Annotated in this window: 12 protein-coding genes; 5 read left to right on the forward strand and 7 right to left on the reverse strand. The window is 71.4% G+C overall.

The genetic code is table 11. From position 1 onward, the window contains the following. Positions 1-50 precede the first annotated feature (50 nt). From AB0G16_RS36565 to AB0G16_RS36575, 3 genes are all read right to left on the reverse strand, one after another. Positions 51-977, reverse strand: a complete 927-nt coding sequence (locus AB0G16_RS36565) for a carbohydrate ABC transporter permease (protein WP_362815307.1) — start codon at positions 975-977, stop codon at positions 51-53. Then, positions 974-1,939 carry a sugar ABC transporter permease gene (locus AB0G16_RS36570; RefSeq protein WP_362815309.1) on the reverse strand — a complete coding sequence of 322 codons (966 nt, stop codon included), beginning with the start codon at positions 1,937-1,939 and terminating at the stop codon, positions 974-976. The genes AB0G16_RS36565 and AB0G16_RS36570 overlap by 4 nt, the downstream gene beginning before the upstream one ends. Before the next feature lie 129 nt (positions 1,940-2,068). Then, entirely contained in the window at positions 2,069-3,367 is a 1,299-nt protein-coding gene (locus AB0G16_RS36575; RefSeq protein WP_362815311.1) for an ABC transporter substrate-binding protein, read from the reverse strand. A gap of 531 nt (positions 3,368-3,898) precedes the next feature. Here AB0G16_RS36575 and AB0G16_RS36580 point away from each other — a divergent pair. From AB0G16_RS36580 to AB0G16_RS36590, 3 genes are all read left to right on the forward strand, one after another. Further along, positions 3,899-4,936 carry a LacI family DNA-binding transcriptional regulator gene (locus tag AB0G16_RS36580; RefSeq protein ID WP_362815313.1) on the forward strand — a complete coding sequence of 346 codons (1,038 nt, stop codon included), beginning with the start codon at positions 3,899-3,901 and terminating at the stop codon, positions 4,934-4,936. A 515-nt stretch (positions 4,937-5,451) separates the two neighbouring features. Continuing rightward, the gene (locus tag AB0G16_RS36585; RefSeq protein ID WP_362815315.1) at positions 5,452-7,998 is read left to right on the forward strand and encodes a glycoside hydrolase family 2 protein; all 2,547 of its coding nucleotides are present in this window, start codon (positions 5,452-5,454) and stop codon (positions 7,996-7,998) included. A 168-nt stretch (positions 7,999-8,166) separates the two neighbouring features. Beyond that, on the forward strand, positions 8,167-9,633 hold the full coding sequence (locus AB0G16_RS36590; RefSeq protein ID WP_362815317.1) for a glycosyl hydrolase: 1,467 nt from the start codon (positions 8,167-8,169) through the stop codon (positions 9,631-9,633). 81 nt (positions 9,634-9,714) lie between these two features. On the opposite strand, the gene AB0G16_RS36595 is transcribed toward AB0G16_RS36590, so the two are convergent. Together AB0G16_RS36595 and AB0G16_RS36600 are read right to left on the reverse strand one after the other, a co-directional pair. Then, positions 9,715-10,407, reverse strand: a complete 693-nt coding sequence (locus AB0G16_RS36595; RefSeq protein ID WP_362815319.1) for a hypothetical protein — start codon at positions 10,405-10,407, stop codon at positions 9,715-9,717. Further along, positions 10,404-10,757 (reverse strand): metalloregulator ArsR/SmtB family transcription factor, encoded by a 354-nt coding sequence (locus AB0G16_RS36600; RefSeq protein ID WP_362815321.1) that lies wholly within the window; start codon positions 10,755-10,757, stop codon positions 10,404-10,406. Before AB0G16_RS36600 ends, AB0G16_RS36595 begins: the two co-directional genes overlap by 4 nt. Before the next feature lie 288 nt (positions 10,758-11,045). On the opposite strand from AB0G16_RS36600, the gene AB0G16_RS36605 reads away from it, so the two are divergent. Next, the gene (locus AB0G16_RS36605) at positions 11,046-12,215 is read left to right on the forward strand and encodes a sensor histidine kinase (protein ID WP_362815323.1); all 1,170 of its coding nucleotides are present in this window, start codon (positions 11,046-11,048) and stop codon (positions 12,213-12,215) included. Further along, entirely contained in the window at positions 12,212-12,949 is a 738-nt protein-coding gene (locus AB0G16_RS36610; protein WP_362815325.1) for a response regulator transcription factor, read from the forward strand. The genes AB0G16_RS36605 and AB0G16_RS36610 overlap by 4 nt, the downstream gene beginning before the upstream one ends. Before the next feature lie 189 nt (positions 12,950-13,138). Here AB0G16_RS36610 and AB0G16_RS36615 read toward each other — a convergent pair whose 3' ends face one another. Next, positions 13,139-14,872, reverse strand: a complete 1,734-nt coding sequence (locus AB0G16_RS36615) for an ABC transporter ATP-binding protein (RefSeq protein ID WP_362815327.1) — start codon at positions 14,870-14,872, stop codon at positions 13,139-13,141. Next, a complete protein-coding gene (locus AB0G16_RS36620) occupies positions 14,862-16,586 on the reverse strand; it encodes an ABC transporter ATP-binding protein (RefSeq protein ID WP_362815330.1) in 1,725 nt (574 codons plus the stop codon). Before AB0G16_RS36620 ends, AB0G16_RS36615 begins: the two co-directional genes overlap by 11 nt. Positions 16,587-16,702 lie beyond the last annotated feature (116 nt).

Here is a 16,702-nt window from a genome sequence, read left to right on the forward strand (position 1 = left end):
TCGGCCTGGACGGGCCACGGCGGGTACCACCGGGTTCTCCGTGATCTCGGTCATCCGGAGACGAGGCCGCTGTAGATGAACCGCTGCAGGGCCAGGAAGACGATCAGGCTCGGCAGGATGACGAGCGCGGCGCCCGCGGAGATGACCTCCCAGTGCGCCCCGTACGGCCCCTTGAACCGGAACAGCGACGTCGAGATCGTACCGAGTCCCTCGGAGGGCATGTACAGGAAGGGGACGTAGAAGTCGTTGTAGATCGCGACGCCCTTGACGATGACCACGGTGGCGATCGCCGGGCGCAGCAGCGGCATGATGACGCGCCAGTAGACGGTGAGCGGTGTCGCGCCGTCCAGCCTGGCCGCCTCGTCCAGGGACGTCGGGATCGACCGGATGAACTGCAGGAAGATGTAGATGGAGACGATGTCGGTCCCCATGTAGAGGAGGATGGGGGCCCAGTGCGTGTCCATCACCCCCAGTTCGTTCACCACCTGGTAGGTGGCGACCTGCGTCGTCACGCCGGGGACGAGGGCGGCCACCAGGAAGAGGGCCATCACGGCCCTCTTGAACCGGAAGCGGAACCTGTCGACCGCGTACGCGGTCATCGAGCCGATGAACACCGTCCCCAGCAGCGAGAAGAACAGGACGAAGCCGGTGTTCCACAGCGCCTGCGGCATCCGCCCGTCGGTGAAGGCGGTTCGGTAGTTGTCCAGGTTGAACCAGTCACCGGGCGCGGCGAGCGGGTTCTCGTTGGCCGCCATCTCCCCGGCGGTCCGCAGCGAGGTCAGCAGGACCGCCGCCAGCGGCACGATCACCACCGCGCAGGCCAGCACCAGTGACAGGTACATCACAAGTCGCGCCGCCGCCCGGCGTGCGGGAGCGCCGCGGCGGCCGTCGCGCGGGGGAGCGCCGTGCCGCGCCGAGGTGTGACGGCGGCCGTCGCGCGGAGCCGCGGTCCCGGCGGGATCGGTGATCGTCCTCACGACTGTTCCACCCTCTCGTCGGGAACCAGCAGGCGCTGAAGCCAGGTCACCAGCAGGACGATCACCAGGAGCACAACCGCGGCCGCCGACGCGAGGCCGACCTTGTTGAAGTTGAAGGCGAGCTTGATCGTCTGGATGACGAACGTCTCGCTGTTGTTGGAGCCGCCGGTCATGATGAAGGGGATCTCGAAGACCGACAGGGCGCCGGAGATCGCCAGGATGGCGCTGAGGCTGATGATCGGCTTGATGCTGGGCGCGATGACGAACCTGAACTGCTGCCACCGGCTCGCGCCGTCGAGCGAGGCCGCCTCGTACAGCTGCGGGGGGATCGACTGGATGGCGCCGATGAACAGCACCAGGTTCAGGCCCATGAAGCGCCACACCGAGACGCCGGCCAGCGAGGTGTTGACCAGGTCGGGATCGCCGAGCCACAGACGCGGTTCGACCCCGAACGCGCCCAGCACGGTGTCCAGGGTGCCGCCGGGCTGGAAGAAGTACAGGAAGACGAAGCCGATGGCCACGCCGTTGACGAGGTAGGGGAAGAAGAGGATCCCCTTGAAGAGGTTCCGCAGCCGTATCTCGTGACTCAGCACGGTGGCGAAGTACAGGGCCACGACCATCTGCACCACGGACCCCGCCAGGTAGAACAGGCTGACGGTGAGGACCTGGAAGAACCGGGGCCTGGTGAACAGGTCGACGTAGTTGTCGGCCCCCACGAAGTTCCTGGTCGGGCTGAAGCCGTCCCAGTCGGTGAGACTGTAGACGAACATGTTCACGACGGGGACGTACGTGAACAGCACCAGCAGCGCCAGGGGCGCCAGCAGGTACGGCCAGGGTGCGTACCATCGCTGCGAACCGGCCGCGCGCGGCCCCCGGGCGGACGGCGGGCGCCGCCGGTGAGGGGGCGCGGCCCGCGGTGCCCGGTGCGGGGCGTCGGGCCCCGCCGTATGGAATGCGGACATCTGTTCCTTCTCTCGAAGAGGCTCTGCGTGCCGGTCCGGCGCCGAACCGGCCGGCGCCGAACCGGCCGGCGCCGAACCGGCCGGCGCCGCCCGGTCGACGCCGCCAGGCCGGTGCCGGACCGGCCGGTGTCAGCCGAGCTCCGCCTGGGCGTCGGCCCACCTCTTGTTGAGGTCGGCGAAGACGCCACCGACGTCGCCCTCGGCCGCCCCGCGGGCGACGTCGACGATGCGCCGACGGTAGTCCTGGACGTTCAGGCCGACCTCCGAGGCCTTGTCGATGTCGTTGACCAGGGCGTTCTTCTCGAAGCCCATGTGGACGAGCTTCACCTTGGCCTCCTGGAAGGGCTCCAGGCTCGACGGCAGCGGCGCGCCCTTGACCGAGGAGATCGACAGTGTTTCCCGGGCGTCCCCGGAGGAGTTGACGAACCACTCGATCCAGGCGCGGGCCGCCTCCTTGGCCTGGCTGTTGACGTTGACCGCGTACAGGTAGTCGGGCCGGACCACGCTGCAGAAGGCGCCGTCGACCTGGGCGGGGAACGGCATGAAGCCGATGTCGTCGGGGTTGCCGCCCGCCTTCCGCGCGGCCTCCTTCATCTGCGCCACCGCCCAGGAGCCGAGCCACATCGTCGCCACCTTGCCGGTGCCGATCAGGTTCTTGGAGTTCTCCCAGTTGGTGGTGTTCGGGTCGTCCTCGGAGAGCTCGTTGTCGACGATGTCGTGCAGCAGCGTGTCGATGACGTTGAGGTCCTGGCCGGGCGCCCAGGGCTCCTTGGTCTCGGCGAGCTTGTCGTTGGCGGCCGGGTCGCAGCTCGGCGAACCGAGCGCGTTGCCCCAGTTCGTCAGCGGCCACCCGTCGTGGTAGTTGGTGTAGTACGGCGTCGCGTCCGTCTTCTCCTCGATCGCCTTCAGCGCGTCGAGGAACTCCCGGGGCGTCTTCGGCCAGCCGGTGACGCCGGCCCGCTCCCACACGGCCTTGTTGTAGACGAAGCCGTTGGCGGAGCCGATGTTGGCGATGCCGTAGACCTGACCGCCGACCGTGGCCCGGTCGACGAAGTCGTACTTCCCGGACAGCTCCGAGGCCGGGCCGAGGGGGGAGAAGAACGACGGGTACTGGCTGAGCGGCACCGCGTTGGGGATCAGCAGGACGTCCCCGTAGTTCTTGCTGTTCATGCGGATCTTCACGTCGCCCTCGTAGTCGGTGAGGCCCTGGAACCTCACCGTCACGTTGGGGTAGACCTTGTTGAACTCCGCGGCGTACTTCTCCGTCGTGCCGTCCTGCACCTGGTCGGTACGGTTCGTCAGCACCGTGATCGTGCCGGTCACCTTGGCGGGATCGTTCGGAACGGCCGCCACGCCCGTTCTTCCGGCGCCGCCTCCCCCTCCGCAGGCGGTGAGGCCGACCGCCAGGGCGATCCCGGCTGCTGCCACGCGTGTTCCTCGCACGTCGTACCACTTCCTCGTCTGATCCGCGGGGCCGCGCTGCGTCGGCGCAGCGACGGTTACCTCGTCGTGGCCTGGCGGCTGATGGCTGCTTAACCTAGACGCAACATTTCACCGTGTCCATAGAACGTTCTAGTGTTATTTACGTGTGACCAGAACGGGTGTGGGTGGACGGGCGCACTAAAATTTCACTCGAAGCGCGGTCCCTGACTCACACGCAACAGGTGATGTATGTGTCGTTCGTTCTTCTTCATCTGACACTGCTCGCATATCGGGTAAGGGGCTCATGAGCGGATGAAGCCAGCCGGAGCAGGAGGATCTGCCCTGACGGGAGGCGGACGGTGCCCGCCCGGCCTCCCGGTGCCCGTCCGGGCACGTGAACGGCGGTCCGGCGGCCCGGCCGAGGACGAAATCGGGCCGGGACGACCGCGAGGCCCGGGAGCGGTCGCCGACGCGGTGACCACCGCCTTTTGGGAACGCTCCCACTCATTTATCAACCGTTGTAGTACGGTGTGCCAGGTGAGGCAGACGGACGCGACAGGCAAGAGGCGCAAGGCGACGATCAGGGACGTCGCGGCACGGGCGGGTGTGTCCCCCTCGGCCGTGTCGATCGCGCTGCACGACAAACCCGGCGTGTCCGCCTCGACCAAGGAGCGCATCCTCCAGGCCGCCGGCGAGCTCGGCTGGAGGCCGAACCAGGCGGCGGCCTCGCTGTCCGGGCACAACGTGCACACCGTGGGCCTGGCGATCGCCCGTCCGGCCCGGATGCTGGGGCTGGAACCGTTCTACATGGAGTTCATCTCCGGCATCGAGAGCGTCCTGGGCCGCCGTTCGTGCTCGCTGCTGCTGCGGCTGATCGAGGCGGACGAGGAGATCCAGGTTCACCGGGAGTGGTGGCAGGGCGGGCGCGTCAACGGCAGCATCCTGGTCGACCTGCGGGTGGACGACCCCCGCATCCCCGCCCTGGCCGAGATCGGCCTGCCCGCCGTCGTGGTGGGACACCCGAGCCTGGCGGGCCCGTTCGCGTCCGTGTGGACCGACGACGCCGCCGCGGTCGTGGAGGCGGTGCGCTATCTCGCGGCCCTGGGACACCGGCGTGTCGCCCGGGTCAGCGGCCCGGCCGAGCTCGGGCACAGCGTCATCCGCACCGACGCCTTCACCGCCGTCACGCGGGAGCTGGGCCTGGAGGCCCGCACCGCCGTGGCGGACTTCTCCGCCGACCAGGGCAGCCGCGCGTGCCGCAACCTGCTGCTCGCCCCCGACCGGCCCACCGCGATCATCTTCGACAACGACATAATGGCCGTCGCGGCGCTCGGCGTCGCCGCCGAGTTCGGGCTGTCGGTGCCCGAGGACCTCTCGCTGCTGGCGTGGGACGACTCCCAGCTGTGCCAGCTCACCCGGCCCACCCTCTCGGCCATGCAGCACGACGTGTTCTCCTTCGGGGCCGAGGTCACGCAGGCCCTCTTCGACGTCATCAACGGCGAGGAGCACGTCTCCCACCCCGCGCAGTCCCCGAACCTGATCCCGAGGGCGTCCACCGCCCCGCCGCGTCGCTGAGGGCAGGACCCGGGCGAGCGTCCCGGCGGGGGACCCGCCGGGACGCTCCGCGTTCCCGCGCGTGCGCGGTGGCGGCGGAAACGCTCGAAGATCTCGTCTGACAACTAAACGCATCGGTGGACAAGAGGGAACGCCGGGTCTTCCCGGGACGTGCCGGGGCGCCGGCGTGCCGCCGGGCGCGGGCGGGGACGGTGCCCCTGACCGGCTGTCACGACCGGAGACCGCCCAGTGGATTCCGGCGAAATGCCTGGCAGGAGGGTGTGTGGCCACCTCGTCGTCCACGCTGACCGCCCTTTCCCCTGAAGGTCGCGGCCCTCCGGTGGAGAACGCGGTGACCGGGGGAGCCCTCCCGGCGGACTTACTCAAACGGTCTAGACAGCGGACGGGTGAATGGTTACGTTGATCCGAGTGTCGTCGCGGTTGACTGACAATGCGCCACCTGTCCTGACATGTCGTGTCATGTCGTTGAGCAAGGAGTTCCGGTTGAGGAAGCAGAGCACGCCCCTTACCTCGGGGTGGACCCTCCGTCCGGCCGGGGCGAGGCTCCCGGGGACCTCGGCCGCCTCCGGCCGGAGGCGGTCCCCGCGCAGGTTCCCGGCTGCGTCCACACGGACCTGCTGGCCGCGGGGCTGATCGACGACCCGTACCTGGACCGCAACGAGCTCGGCGTCGCCTGGGTCGGCCGGGCCGACTGGCGCTACGAGACCCTGCTGCCCGCGCCGCCCGAGGGGTTCGAGCGCACCGACCTGGTCTTCGACGGGCTCGACACGGTCGCGACCGTCGTGCTGGACGGCGCCGAGCTGGGCACCACCCGGAACATGCACCGCTCGTACCGGTTCGACGTGACCGGACACGGCGACGACGGCGGCCGTCACGGAGACGGCAGGGACGCCGGGGACGAGGGACGCCTCCTGTCGGTCCTGTTCACGTCGGCCTACACCGAGGCGGAGAAGGTGCGCGAGGCCGTGGGCGCCCGGCCCAACGCCTATCCGGAGCCCTTCAACTACATCCGCAAGATGGCGAGCGCCTTCGGCTGGGACTGGGGCCCCACCCTGGTCACCGCCGGGATCTGGCGGCCGGTCCGGCTGGAGAGCTGGAGCACCGCGCGGCTGGCGGGCGTGCGGCCGCTGGTGACGGTCACGGACGCGACCGGCAGGGTCGAGGCCCATGTGGACCTGGAACGGACCGCCACCGGCGCGACCAGGGACCTGGTCGTCACCGTCGAGGTGGCGGGCCGCACCGCGCGGGTGGAGGCCGGGCCCGGTCGGGACCGCGCGGTCGTCGTGCTGGAGGTGCCGGCGCCGGCGCGGTGGTGGCCGCGCGGGTACGGCGACCAGCCGCTGTACACCTGCCGCGTCACCCTGGCCGACGCGGGGACGGGCGCGGAACTCGACCGCTGGGAGCGGCGGATCGGGTTCCGCGCGGTCGCCCTGGAGTACGCCCCCGACGAGCACGGCACCTCCTTCACGTTCGTCGTCAACGGCGAGCCGGTGTTCGCCCGGGGCGTCAACTGGATCCCCGACGACGCCCTTCCCGTACGCGTCACCCCCGAGCGGTACCGGCACCGTCTCACCCAGGCCGCGGACGCGGGGGTCAACCTGGTCAGGGTGTGGGGTGGCGGGATCTACGAGGACCACGCCTTCTACGAGGTCTGCGACGAGCTGGGCCTGCTGGTCTGGCAGGACTTCCTGTTCGCCTGCGCGGCCTACCCCGAGGAGCGGCCGCTGCGCGGCGAGGTCGAGGCCGAGGCCCGCGAGAACGTCGCCCGCCTGGCCCCGCACCCCAGCCTGGTGCTGTGGAACGGCAACAACGAGAACCTGTGGGGTTTCCGCGACTGGCGGTGGGAGGAGGAACTGGCCGGTGACAGCTGGGGCGAGGGCTACTACCTCGGCCTGCTTCCCCGGGTGGTCGCCGAGCTCGACCCCACCCGCCCCTACAGCGCGGGCAGCCCCTGGTCGGGATCGTGGGACCATCACCCCAACGACCCGGCGCACGGGCCCTCCCACTTCTGGGAGGTGTGGAACCGCCGCGACTACACCGACTACCTGAACGACGTGCCCCGCTTCGCCGCCGAGTTCGGCTGGCAGGCGCCACCGGCCTACACCACCCTGCGTGACGCCGTCACCGACGAGCCGCTCGGCCCGCGCTCGCCCGGGATGCTCCACCACCAGAAGGCCGAGGACGGCAACGGCAAGCTCGACCGGGGCCTGGCCCACCACTTCGGCGCTCCGGCGACCTTCGACGACTGGCACTACCTCACCCAGGTGAACCAGGCCCGCGCCGTCGCCACCGCCGTCACCCACTGGCGGTCGCACTGGCCGATCTGCGCCGGGACGGTCGTGTGGCAGCTCAACGACTGCTGGCCGGTCACCTCGTGGGCCGCGATCGACGGCGCCGGCCGCCCCAAACCGCTCTACCACGAACTGCGCCGGCTGTACGCCGACCGGCTGGTGAGCTTCCAGACCCGCAACGGGGAACGGGTGCTGGCCGTCGACAACCAGTCCGCCGGGCAGTGGGACGGGTTCGCGGGCGTGCGAAGGATGTCGGCCGGCGGAACCGTCCTGGCGGAGGAGACCCTGCCGTTCACCGTGCCCCCGCGATCGGTGGCGCTGCTGCCGCTCCCCGCCGAGATCGTCACGTTCGAGGACCGGTACCGGGAGCTGCTCGTCGCCGACGCCGACGGGTTGCGGGACGTCGTCCTGGGCTGCGAGGACCGTGACTTCGCCTACCCGGCGGCCGATCTGGCGGTCGACGTCGAGCCGCGCGCCGGTGGACTCGACGTCGTGATCACCGCACGCACGTTCGTCCGGGACCTGCTCCTCCAGGCCGACCGGGTCGCCCCGGGGGCGAGGGCCGACCGCGGCCTGGTCACCCTGCTTCCGGGGGAGAGGTGCGTCGTCGGCGTGACCGGCGCCGGCGTCCCCGGGCCGGACCTCGCGTCGGTACGCGCGGCGTTGTTCACGGTCAACGCCGCGCAGGCGCCCGCACCGGAGGTCGGGCGGGCCGCGAACCAGACCGCCGGGAACGGCGAGGCGGTCAGGCCCCTCGCCCCCCGCGCCTGACCGCCGGGCCCGACGGCCGTTCCCCGCACGGGCCACCTCCTGCACGGTGACCGGACGGCGCGGGACGCGACACCGCCCGGTCACCGTGAACGGCCACCACCCCATGACGGCCCCGACGGGCCGTCCCTCAGTCCTCGGGGGACACGTCAGACAAGAGGAGAAAAGAACGTGCGTCTCACCTCACCGCGACGTCCCGACGGCCCGCCCGGCCGTCCGCACGCCGCCGCTCACCGTCCCGCGGGCAGGGCACGCCGCCTCCGGGCGACGGTGGCGGCCCTCCTGACGACGCTGGGCCTGGGAGTCGCGGGATCCCCGCAGGCCCAGGCGTTTCCCGCGTCGTCCAGGCAGGCCGTCATCGACTACCTGACCTCCGTCACCGGCAGGAACATCGTCTCCGGGCAGCACAACAAGGAGCCTGCCACCAGCCCCGGCCAGTACACCCAGCAGGTCAAGGACATCACGGGCCAGTACCCCGGCCTGTGGGGCGGGGACCTGATGTTCCGCCCCGAGGACGTCGCCGCCCGCCAGCGCGTGATCGACCAGGCCAAGACCGAATGGGCCAACGGTTCCCTCGTGGCCCTGAGCTGGCACGTCTGCACGCCGACCGGGGGTAGCACCTGCCAGTTCGACGGCGGCGTGAAGACGCGGATCTCCGCCGACCAGTTCAACCAGATCGTCACCGAGGGCAGCGCGCTGAACAACGCCTGGAAGCGGCGCCTGGACGAGGTCGTGCCCTACCTCCAGCAGCTCAAGGACGCCGGTGTCCCGGCCCTGTTCCGCCCGCTGCACGAGATGAACGAGGCCTGGAACTGGTGGGGCAACCGCCCCGGACCGAACGGCGGTGCCCGCCTCTACCAGATCACCCGCGACTACCTGGTCGGCAAGGGGCTCACCAACCTGATCTGGGTGTGGAACGTCCAGGACAGCTCCGCCGGCGACTGGGCCGCCTACTACCCGGGCTCCCAGTACGTCGACGTCGTCTCCCTGGACGTCTGGTACAAGAACCACCCCAGCCAGAGCGACTACCAGCAGATCCAGAACATCGCCGGCTCCAAGCCGATCGCGCTGGCGGAGATGGGGAAGGTCCCCGACGCCGCCCTGCTCGACGGCCAGACGCGCTGGAGCTACTTCATGATCTGGTCGGAGCAGTTGCGCGGCAGCAACAGCAACACCGAGATCCAGAACGCCTACTTCCACCCGCGCGTCCTGAACCAGGGGGAGTTCACCGTCTCCGGGGGCGGCACGCCGGCGCGCACGGGCCCGATCAGGGGTGCGGGCGGCAAGTGCGTGGACGCCGCGGCGGGGAGCTCGGCCAACGGCACCGCGATCCAGCTGTGGGACTGCAACGGCTCCGCCGCCCAGAGCTGGACGGTCGGCGCCGACGGGACGGTCCGCGTCCTGGGCAAGTGCATGGACGTCACCGGCGCCGGCACCGCCGGCGGAACGAGGATCCAGCTGTGGGACTGCAACGGCTCCGCCGCCCAGCGGTGGCAGGCCACCTCCGCCTCCCAGCTCCGCAACCCCTCCTCCGGCCGCTGTCTCGACGCGCCCGGCGGTGTCACCGCCAACGGTAACCGGCTGCAGATCTGGGACTGCAACGCGAACGCCTGGCAGAGGTGGACCCTCCCCGCCTGACGCCCGCGGACGAGCCCGGGTCCGGACAGGGGTCCGGGTTCGCCCCGGCCGGCGCAGCCGGGGGCGGGTAGCGCAGCCGGGTCAGCGCAGCCGGGTCACCGTGAGCACGACCATCAGCAGGTAGACGGCCGCGATGAGGAAGGCCGAGACCACCGCCACGAGAATCGGCGGGAAGAAGAAGGCGGTGACGGCGCAGGCGATGCCCAGGACCACCATGGCCGTGCCGCCCGCGCGCTGGGACCGCTGCCAGGCCAGCACGAGACGCCCCCCGCCCCCGCCGGGGATCCGGGACGGGGCGATCTTCGGCAGGATGTTGCCGAGACCGATCAGCAGGACGCCGAAGGCGACGGCGACGGCCTGCTCCATGGGGAATTCGCGGCCGGCGGTCCTCAGCAGCAGCCCGGCCTGCAGGACGAGCAGCAGCAGCGGGAGCACGACGAAGAGGACGTTCATCGACCTGGTCTGCGCGCTCGGCGTCGCGACGAGCATGGGGTCGAGCCGGTGCCGGAGCCGGCTGCCGAGCAGGGTGGAGCCGGTCATGACCACGCCGATGACGACCAGGGTCGCGGGCAGCGCCGCCGCGAGGACGAGCCTCGGCACCTCGATGCCGGAACGGGTGGCGGTGGCCTCGCGGGTGGTCACGAACTCCGGCAGGGAGTCCCACACCGCCCACGCGATCGCGACCATGGCCAGCAGGCTCAGCGCGGACACGGTGATGCCCGCCCACGGCGGTCGCGCCGCCGGGGAATCGATGGTCGCCTGACGGGTGTTCATACTGCCTCCCTCATCCTGTGGTCAGTGGTGGTGATCACGGGGAGCCTGGCTCTGCGCGACAGGGGCGGGACGTGCGCGGTCTCCTTCCTGCTCAGCAGGGACAGCATCTGCCCGAGCGCCTCCTCCATCACGGTGAGGTTGAGCCGGTACCAGATGGTGGTCCCCTCCCGGTCCCCCACGATGAGGTCGGCGCTCTTCAGCACGTTGAGATGGCCGGAGAGCGTCGGCCCGGGCACGTCGAGCAGTTCCGCGATCTGGCCGGCCGAAAGCCGGTCGTGCTCCCCGAGAACGTGGATGACCTCGCGGCGCCGTACGTGTGCCAACGCTTCGAATGTGCGATTCACCAGCACTCTAAACTCCCCTGTTCACGAACTGGTCGGCGGCTGTCCGACGTACCCCCTGGCCAACTGGTTCTTGTTATATGGATCATAGTTTCGGATATCCGAGTCGAATATCTGACCTGCGCCACATAGGGGTCATGTTCCTTGGATCCGCACCCATGACCAAAGGCATAGGCCCCCCATGACCATTGCCACGATGTGGCGCCGGAGCAGGAAAGTTATGCTCCGCTCATGGCAGATGTCAGATCATTCCGAGACATGAGCACCTGGGTGGGATTCACCGATGACCGTCCTCCCATGGTGTTCAACGTTTTCTTCTGGGGATCTGCCGTCATCAGCGCCCTGGTGTACGTCATCGGTTTCCAGACGTTCCAGCACGCCGGGACGATCGGGTGGCCGCTGTCGCGCGTCTTCTTTCTCGTCAGCGCCGCCGCGCTGCCGCTGAGCTGCGGTCTGTGGCTCCTGCTTCCGTGGCGGGCGGACGCGTCGATCCTGCACAAGACGGCGACGGTGCTGTTCCTGGTGGTGAGCCTGCCGCTCATGATGGCGGGCGGGGTCGCCGCCCTGCTGATCGCGAGCCTCGCGGTCGGCAACGTGCTCATCGTCTTCGGCCTGCGCGGCGGCCTCGGGTACGCCGCCATAGCCGGGCTGCTGCACCTGGTGCTCGGCGTGCTGAACCCCGAGCAGCCGAACATCGCCGCCGTCGTCAACGGCGCCTCCGTCCTGCTCCTGTGCCTGGTGATCATGGTCGTGATCGTCGCGATGATCGAGGCGCACCGCCGGGCCGAGGAGACCAGGGAGCTGCTCGCCGACCTGGAGAGGGCGCACGCCGAGCTGCGGCGCTACGCGGCCCAGACCCGCGACCTGGCCGTCGCCGAGGAACGGGCCCGGATGGCCAGGGACATGCACGACTCCGTGGGCCACTACCTCACCGTCATCAACGTGGGCCTGGCCAACGCGCAGCGCTACAAGAACCTGCGTCCCGACGACGCCTGGGACGAGGTGCGGCAGGCGCAGAGGCTCACCCTGGAGGCCCTGACCGACACCCGCCGCTGGGTGCGCGCGCTCAGGCCGCTGCGGATGGAGGGCCGTACCGGGATCGCCGCGCTGCGCGCCCTGGCGGGGTCCTTCGGCTCGTCCGAGACCGACGTCGACTTCACCGTCACGGGTACCTGGCCGAACGTGGACGAGAGCCGCGAACTGGTTTGCTACCGCATCGTCCAGGAAGGATTGACCAATGCGTTACGCCACTCCCGAGCCCGGCGCATCGGGGTCGCCCTCGAGTGCACCCCCGAGAGGGTGAACGTGACCGTCTCCGACGACGGTACCGGCGCCGACCTCGAATCGGTGGGCGGCGGGTTCGGCCTGCGCGGTCTGCGGGAACGCGTGGAGGCCGTCGGCGGGGCGTTGGACGTGACCAGCGACCCCGGCGAGGGGTTCACCCTCCGGGCGGTGGTGCCCGCATGACCGGCGAGAACGCCGCGGGCGCCATCCGGGTCATGCTGGTGGACGATCAGATCCTCATGCGCGAGGGCCTGCGGAAGCTGCTGGAGATCGAGCCGGACATAGAGGTCGCCGGCTCCGCCGCCAACGGCGTCGACGCCCTCGACCTCCTGGCGGCCACCTCCCACGAGCGCCGGCCGCACGTGATGCTCGTCGACGCCCGCATGCCGCGCATGGGCGGCGTCGAACTCGTGGCGCGGCTCCGGGCGCAGTTCCCGAGGATCGCGGCCGTGATGCTGACGACGTTCGACGACGACGACTACATCTTCGGAGGGCTGCGCGCGGGGGCCAAGGGCTACCTGCTGAAGGACACCCCGCCGGACGAGCTGGTGGCGGCGATCAGGCGCGCCGCGCGAGGGGAGACCGTGCTGGGCGGTCCCGCGACCGAGCGGCTGGTGGCGGCCCTGCGCGAGCAGACGGGCCCGGCGGCCGCGCCGCCGGAGCAGGCGGAGACGCCCCCCGCGGCCACGACGGGCCCACAGGACGCCGACTCCAGGCCGCCGTACCGGCTGTCCGAGCGCGAGTACGAGATCGCCCTGCTCATCGGGTCGGGGGCCTCCAACCGCGAGATCGCGCGGCGGCTGCACATCACCGAGGGCACGACCAAGAACCACATCTCCAACTGCCTGCGCAAACTCGGCCTGCGCGACCGGACCCAGCTGGCGGTGTGGGTCGCCCAGCGGCCCCCGGGCCAGTGATCGCCGAGCACGGCGACAGGCACGGTGGTGAGGCACGGTGGTGAGGCACAGGCGGGTCCGGCGACGGGAACCATGGCCGGGCACGGCGGCCGGGCACGGCGGCCGGGCACGGCGGCGGGGCGACTGCGGCCGGGCACGGCGGCCCGGGGGTTCTCACCCCCGGGCCGCCCGCGGTCGGCCGGACGGCGCTCACCCGGTGGGGTGGCCGACGAGCCCGGTCGAGTGACCGACGAGTTCCGCGTAGAGCCCCGAGGACGCCACGAGGCGCTCGTGGTCGCCGAAGGAGGCCCGCGCCCCGTCGAGGAGCAGGATCCGGTCGGCCCGCAGCGCCGACGCGGCACGGTGCGCGATCACGATCAGCGTTCCCGGCCTGGCGCGGAACGCCTGTTCGGCGCGTGCCTCGGCGAGGTGGTCCAGGTGGCAGCTCGCCTCGTCGAGGACGACGACCCTGGCGCGGCTCACGTGGGCGCGGCACAGGCCGATCAGCTGCTTCTCGCCGGCCGACAACCGGCCCGGATCGACGTCCCCGTCCAGCCCGCCGAGCCGGGCGACCAGTTCCCCCGCGCCCACCTGGTCCGCCGCGGACAGGAGCTCCCACTCGCTCGCGTCGTTCCTGAGGTACCCGAGGTTCTCCCCGAGGGTCCCGGAGAAGACGTACGACTCCTGCGGCACCAGGACGATGTGCTCGCGTCGCCGGGAGGACGGCAGCCGGTCCGGCGGCACCCCGCCCACGCGGATCCGGCCCCGGTCCGGGACCGCGAGCCCGGCCAGCAGCACGGCCAGCGTCGACTTGCCGATACCGCTGGGGCCCACGATGGCCAGGTGGCCGTCCGGCGGCACCGCGAAGGAGAGGTTCCGCAGGACCGGCTCCGCGCCGGCGCCGTAGGCGAACTCCAGGTTCTCGACCGTCACGCCGGTCCCCGCGGGGACCTGCGCCGGGCCACCGGCGGGCGGCCGGTGACCCGGATCGGTCTCGGCGAGCCTGCGCACCGTGACGACCAGCTGCAGGCCGGATCCGCCGATGATCTCGGTGAGGGTGCGGACGGCGGGCTCGAGATGGGTGCTCAGGTACGTCGCCGCCCCGACCAGGGCTCCGACGGTCACCCCGCGGTCCAGCAGCCACGGCGCGCCGACCAGCAGGAACAGCAGGGGAAGCTGGCCGCCGACGGCGGTGACCACGCTGCGCGTGGCGCTGGCGCGGGCCAGCCGCTGCTGCGCCGCCCGCTCGGCGACGAAGGCCGCCCCGACCGTCTCGACGACCTCGTCCTGACGCCCGAACGCGGCGATGTCGCGGTGCCCCACCAGGGCGCCGGTCACCTCGCCGGCGACGCGCTCGTTCGCCGCGATCGCGGCACGCTGGCGGCGGAAGAGACGGCGCAGCAGCGCCGCGAAGAGCAGTGCCGAGACGACGACGGGCGGCAGGGTCAGCCAGAGGATCTCGGGGGCGAGCGCGGCCAGCCCGAACGCCGTGGCCGCGAGCGTGAAGACGAACCGCCGCAGACCGTTCAGCAGCGTCGCCGTCGCCTTGCGGACGGACTCGACCTGCTGGGTGATCCGGGCGATGGTCGAGCCGTCGGCGGCGGCCGCGTCGATCCCACCCCGCACGATGCCGTTCACCACCGCGCGCATCAGGTCGTCCCGGAGCGGCTCGACGATCGATCCCACGATCGGGAAGGTGAACCGCGTGGCCACGGCGCCGACCGCGTACGCCGCGAGCAGCCCGCACAGCCACAGCAGCCCGGTCTCGAAGCTGCCCCCGAGGAAGCCGTCGTCGATGGCCTTGGCGACCAGCAGCCCCGACATCGTCGCGGGCACGACCTCGATCGCCGACCACAGGGCCAGGAAGACGAGCGACCTGCGCCGGCTCAGCAGCGAGCGGACGATCAACCGCCGGCCCGGGGGGTCGGTGTGCTCAGAGGACATGGCTCAGCTCCCGTTCTTCGTCGGCGCGCTCGTCCTGTCCGGGGTTGAACAGGCGGCGGTAGTCCGGGAGCCGCCACAGCTCGGCGTGCGGGGCGAAGGCCCGGACCCGCCCCTCCTCGATCCAGGCCACACGGTCGGCGCGGGCCGCGACCGACACCCGGTGCGTCACGACGATCCGCGTCGCGCGCGTGTGCTCCTCGAGGGCCTTGCTGATGTGCAGTTCGGTGACGCTGTCGACGCTGGAGAGGGCGTCGTCCAGGATCAGGACCCGGCCGTCGTGGGCGAAGCCGCGCGCCAGCCCGATCCGCTGCCGCTCGCCGCCGGAGAAGGGGGCGCTCGCGCAGGGGGTGTCGTAGCCCTCGGGGAGACGCCTGACGAACTGGTCGGCCTGTGCCTTCTCACCGGCCCGCCGTACCCGGTCGCCGGCCCGGGCCGCGGCGCCGAAGCCGATCGCCTCGCCGATCGTGCCGGACAGGTAGATGGGACGTTCGAACGCCCAGCCGACCGCGCCGGCGAGCGCGCCGGCGGAGAGCTCGCGCAGCGGCACGCCGTCCAGCAGGACGTCGCCGTCGTCCGGGCGGACGAGCCCTCCCGCGGCGGCGGCCAGCGTCGACTTCCCCGACCCCGAGGGGCCGACGACGGCGATCATGCTCCCGCCGGGCACGTACAGGTCGACCCCCTCCAGGAGCGGGCCCTCGGGCCCGGTGACGGTGAGGCCCCGCAGGCTCAGGGCCCCCGGGCCGTCGGGGAGCGCGCGGTCACCGTGGGGCGTCCGCTCCGTGGACAGGACCTCGGCGACCCGGCGGGCGCCCGCGCGCGCCTGCGCCAGCGCCATGAAGACCCCCGCCTGGCCGAAGAGCCCGAGGGCCATCCCGGCGTACCCGGAGGCCGCGATCAGCTGCCCCGGTGTGATGGCCCCGTCCACGAGGGCGTAGCCGGCGGTGGCGACGACCGCGACCTGCATCAGCGGCATCAGCAGGGAGGCGCGGAGGTTCAGCATGCCCTGGAGCCGCCACGTCTCGCGGCCCGCGTGATGAAGTTCGGGCAGGTCGGTGAGGATGCGTTCGATCTCCTGCGGCTCGGTGCCCGCCGCGCGCACGGTCCTGATGCCCGTCAGGACCTCGACCAGCCGGCCGGAGATCCGGCCCTGGATGGCCAGGTACCTGTTCAGCAACGGCGAGACCCTGCCGATGAAGGCGCGGATCACCAGCGTCGCGGCGGGGGCCCCGACGACGAACGCGAGGGCGAGACGCCCGTCGATCACGCACAGCGCCACCAGCGCGCCTCCCGAGACCAGCAGCGACGTGACCCAGGCGCTGAACAGGGGGACGACCGACGCTGTCTCGGTGGTGTTGGTCAGCAGCCTGCTGGTCAGGTCCCCGCTGGCGAACGTGGTCCGGTCGCGGACCCCGCGGTGCAGCGCGTGGGTGAGGAGGTCGCGCCGGATGCCGAGGACGAGCGTGCTCACGCACCACGGCGCGACCAGCAGGTTGGCCACCTCGGCCAGGAGCAACGCCACCACCAGGGCGGCCAGCAGGGACAGGGCCGTGTGCCCCTGTCCGCCGAGCCGTTCGTCGATCGCCGCCGCCAGCAGCGCGGGGAAGACCAGGGCTCCGGTCGCGCGGGCCAGGCTGACGGCGAGGAGCAGGGTGTTCCAGGTCCAGCCGGCCTTCACTGTCCGCACGAGCAGCCGGTCCGCGCTCGTCCATTTCATTCGGGTGCCCTCCGTAGTCGCCGGGTCCTTCGTCGTCGGGTCCGTTGCCGCGCCGGGAAAACCACGACGCGGGCGCCGCGGTTGGCCGCGATCTCGACGAGCCCCTCGGCCTGCAG

This window comes from Streptosporangium sp. NPDC023615, assembly GCF_040640155.1.
Classification (GTDB): Bacteria; Actinomycetota; Actinomycetes; order Streptosporangiales; family Streptosporangiaceae; genus Streptosporangium.

Excerpts from the sequence above, each read along its gene's own strand:
- AB0G16_RS36570 (WP_362815309.1), bottom strand. The coding sequence starts at position 1,939 with ATGTCCGCATTCCATACGGCGGGGCCCGACGCCCCGCACCGGGCACCG.
- AB0G16_RS36595 (WP_362815319.1), bottom strand. The coding sequence starts at position 10,407 with ATGAACACCCGTCAGGCGACCATCGATTCCCCGGCGGCGCGACCGCCG.
- AB0G16_RS36605 (WP_362815323.1), top strand. The coding sequence starts at position 11,046 with ATGGTGTTCAACGTTTTCTTCTGGGGATCTGCCGTCATCAGCGCCCTG.
- AB0G16_RS36610 (WP_362815325.1), top strand. The coding sequence starts at position 12,212 with ATGACCGGCGAGAACGCCGCGGGCGCCATCCGGGTCATGCTGGTGGAC.
- AB0G16_RS36615 (WP_362815327.1), bottom strand. The coding sequence starts at position 14,872 with ATGTCCTCTGAGCACACCGACCCCCCGGGCCGGCGGTTGATCGTCCGC.
- AB0G16_RS36620 (WP_362815330.1), bottom strand. The coding sequence starts at position 16,586 with ATGAAATGGACGAGCGCGGACCGGCTGCTCGTGCGGACAGTGAAGGCC.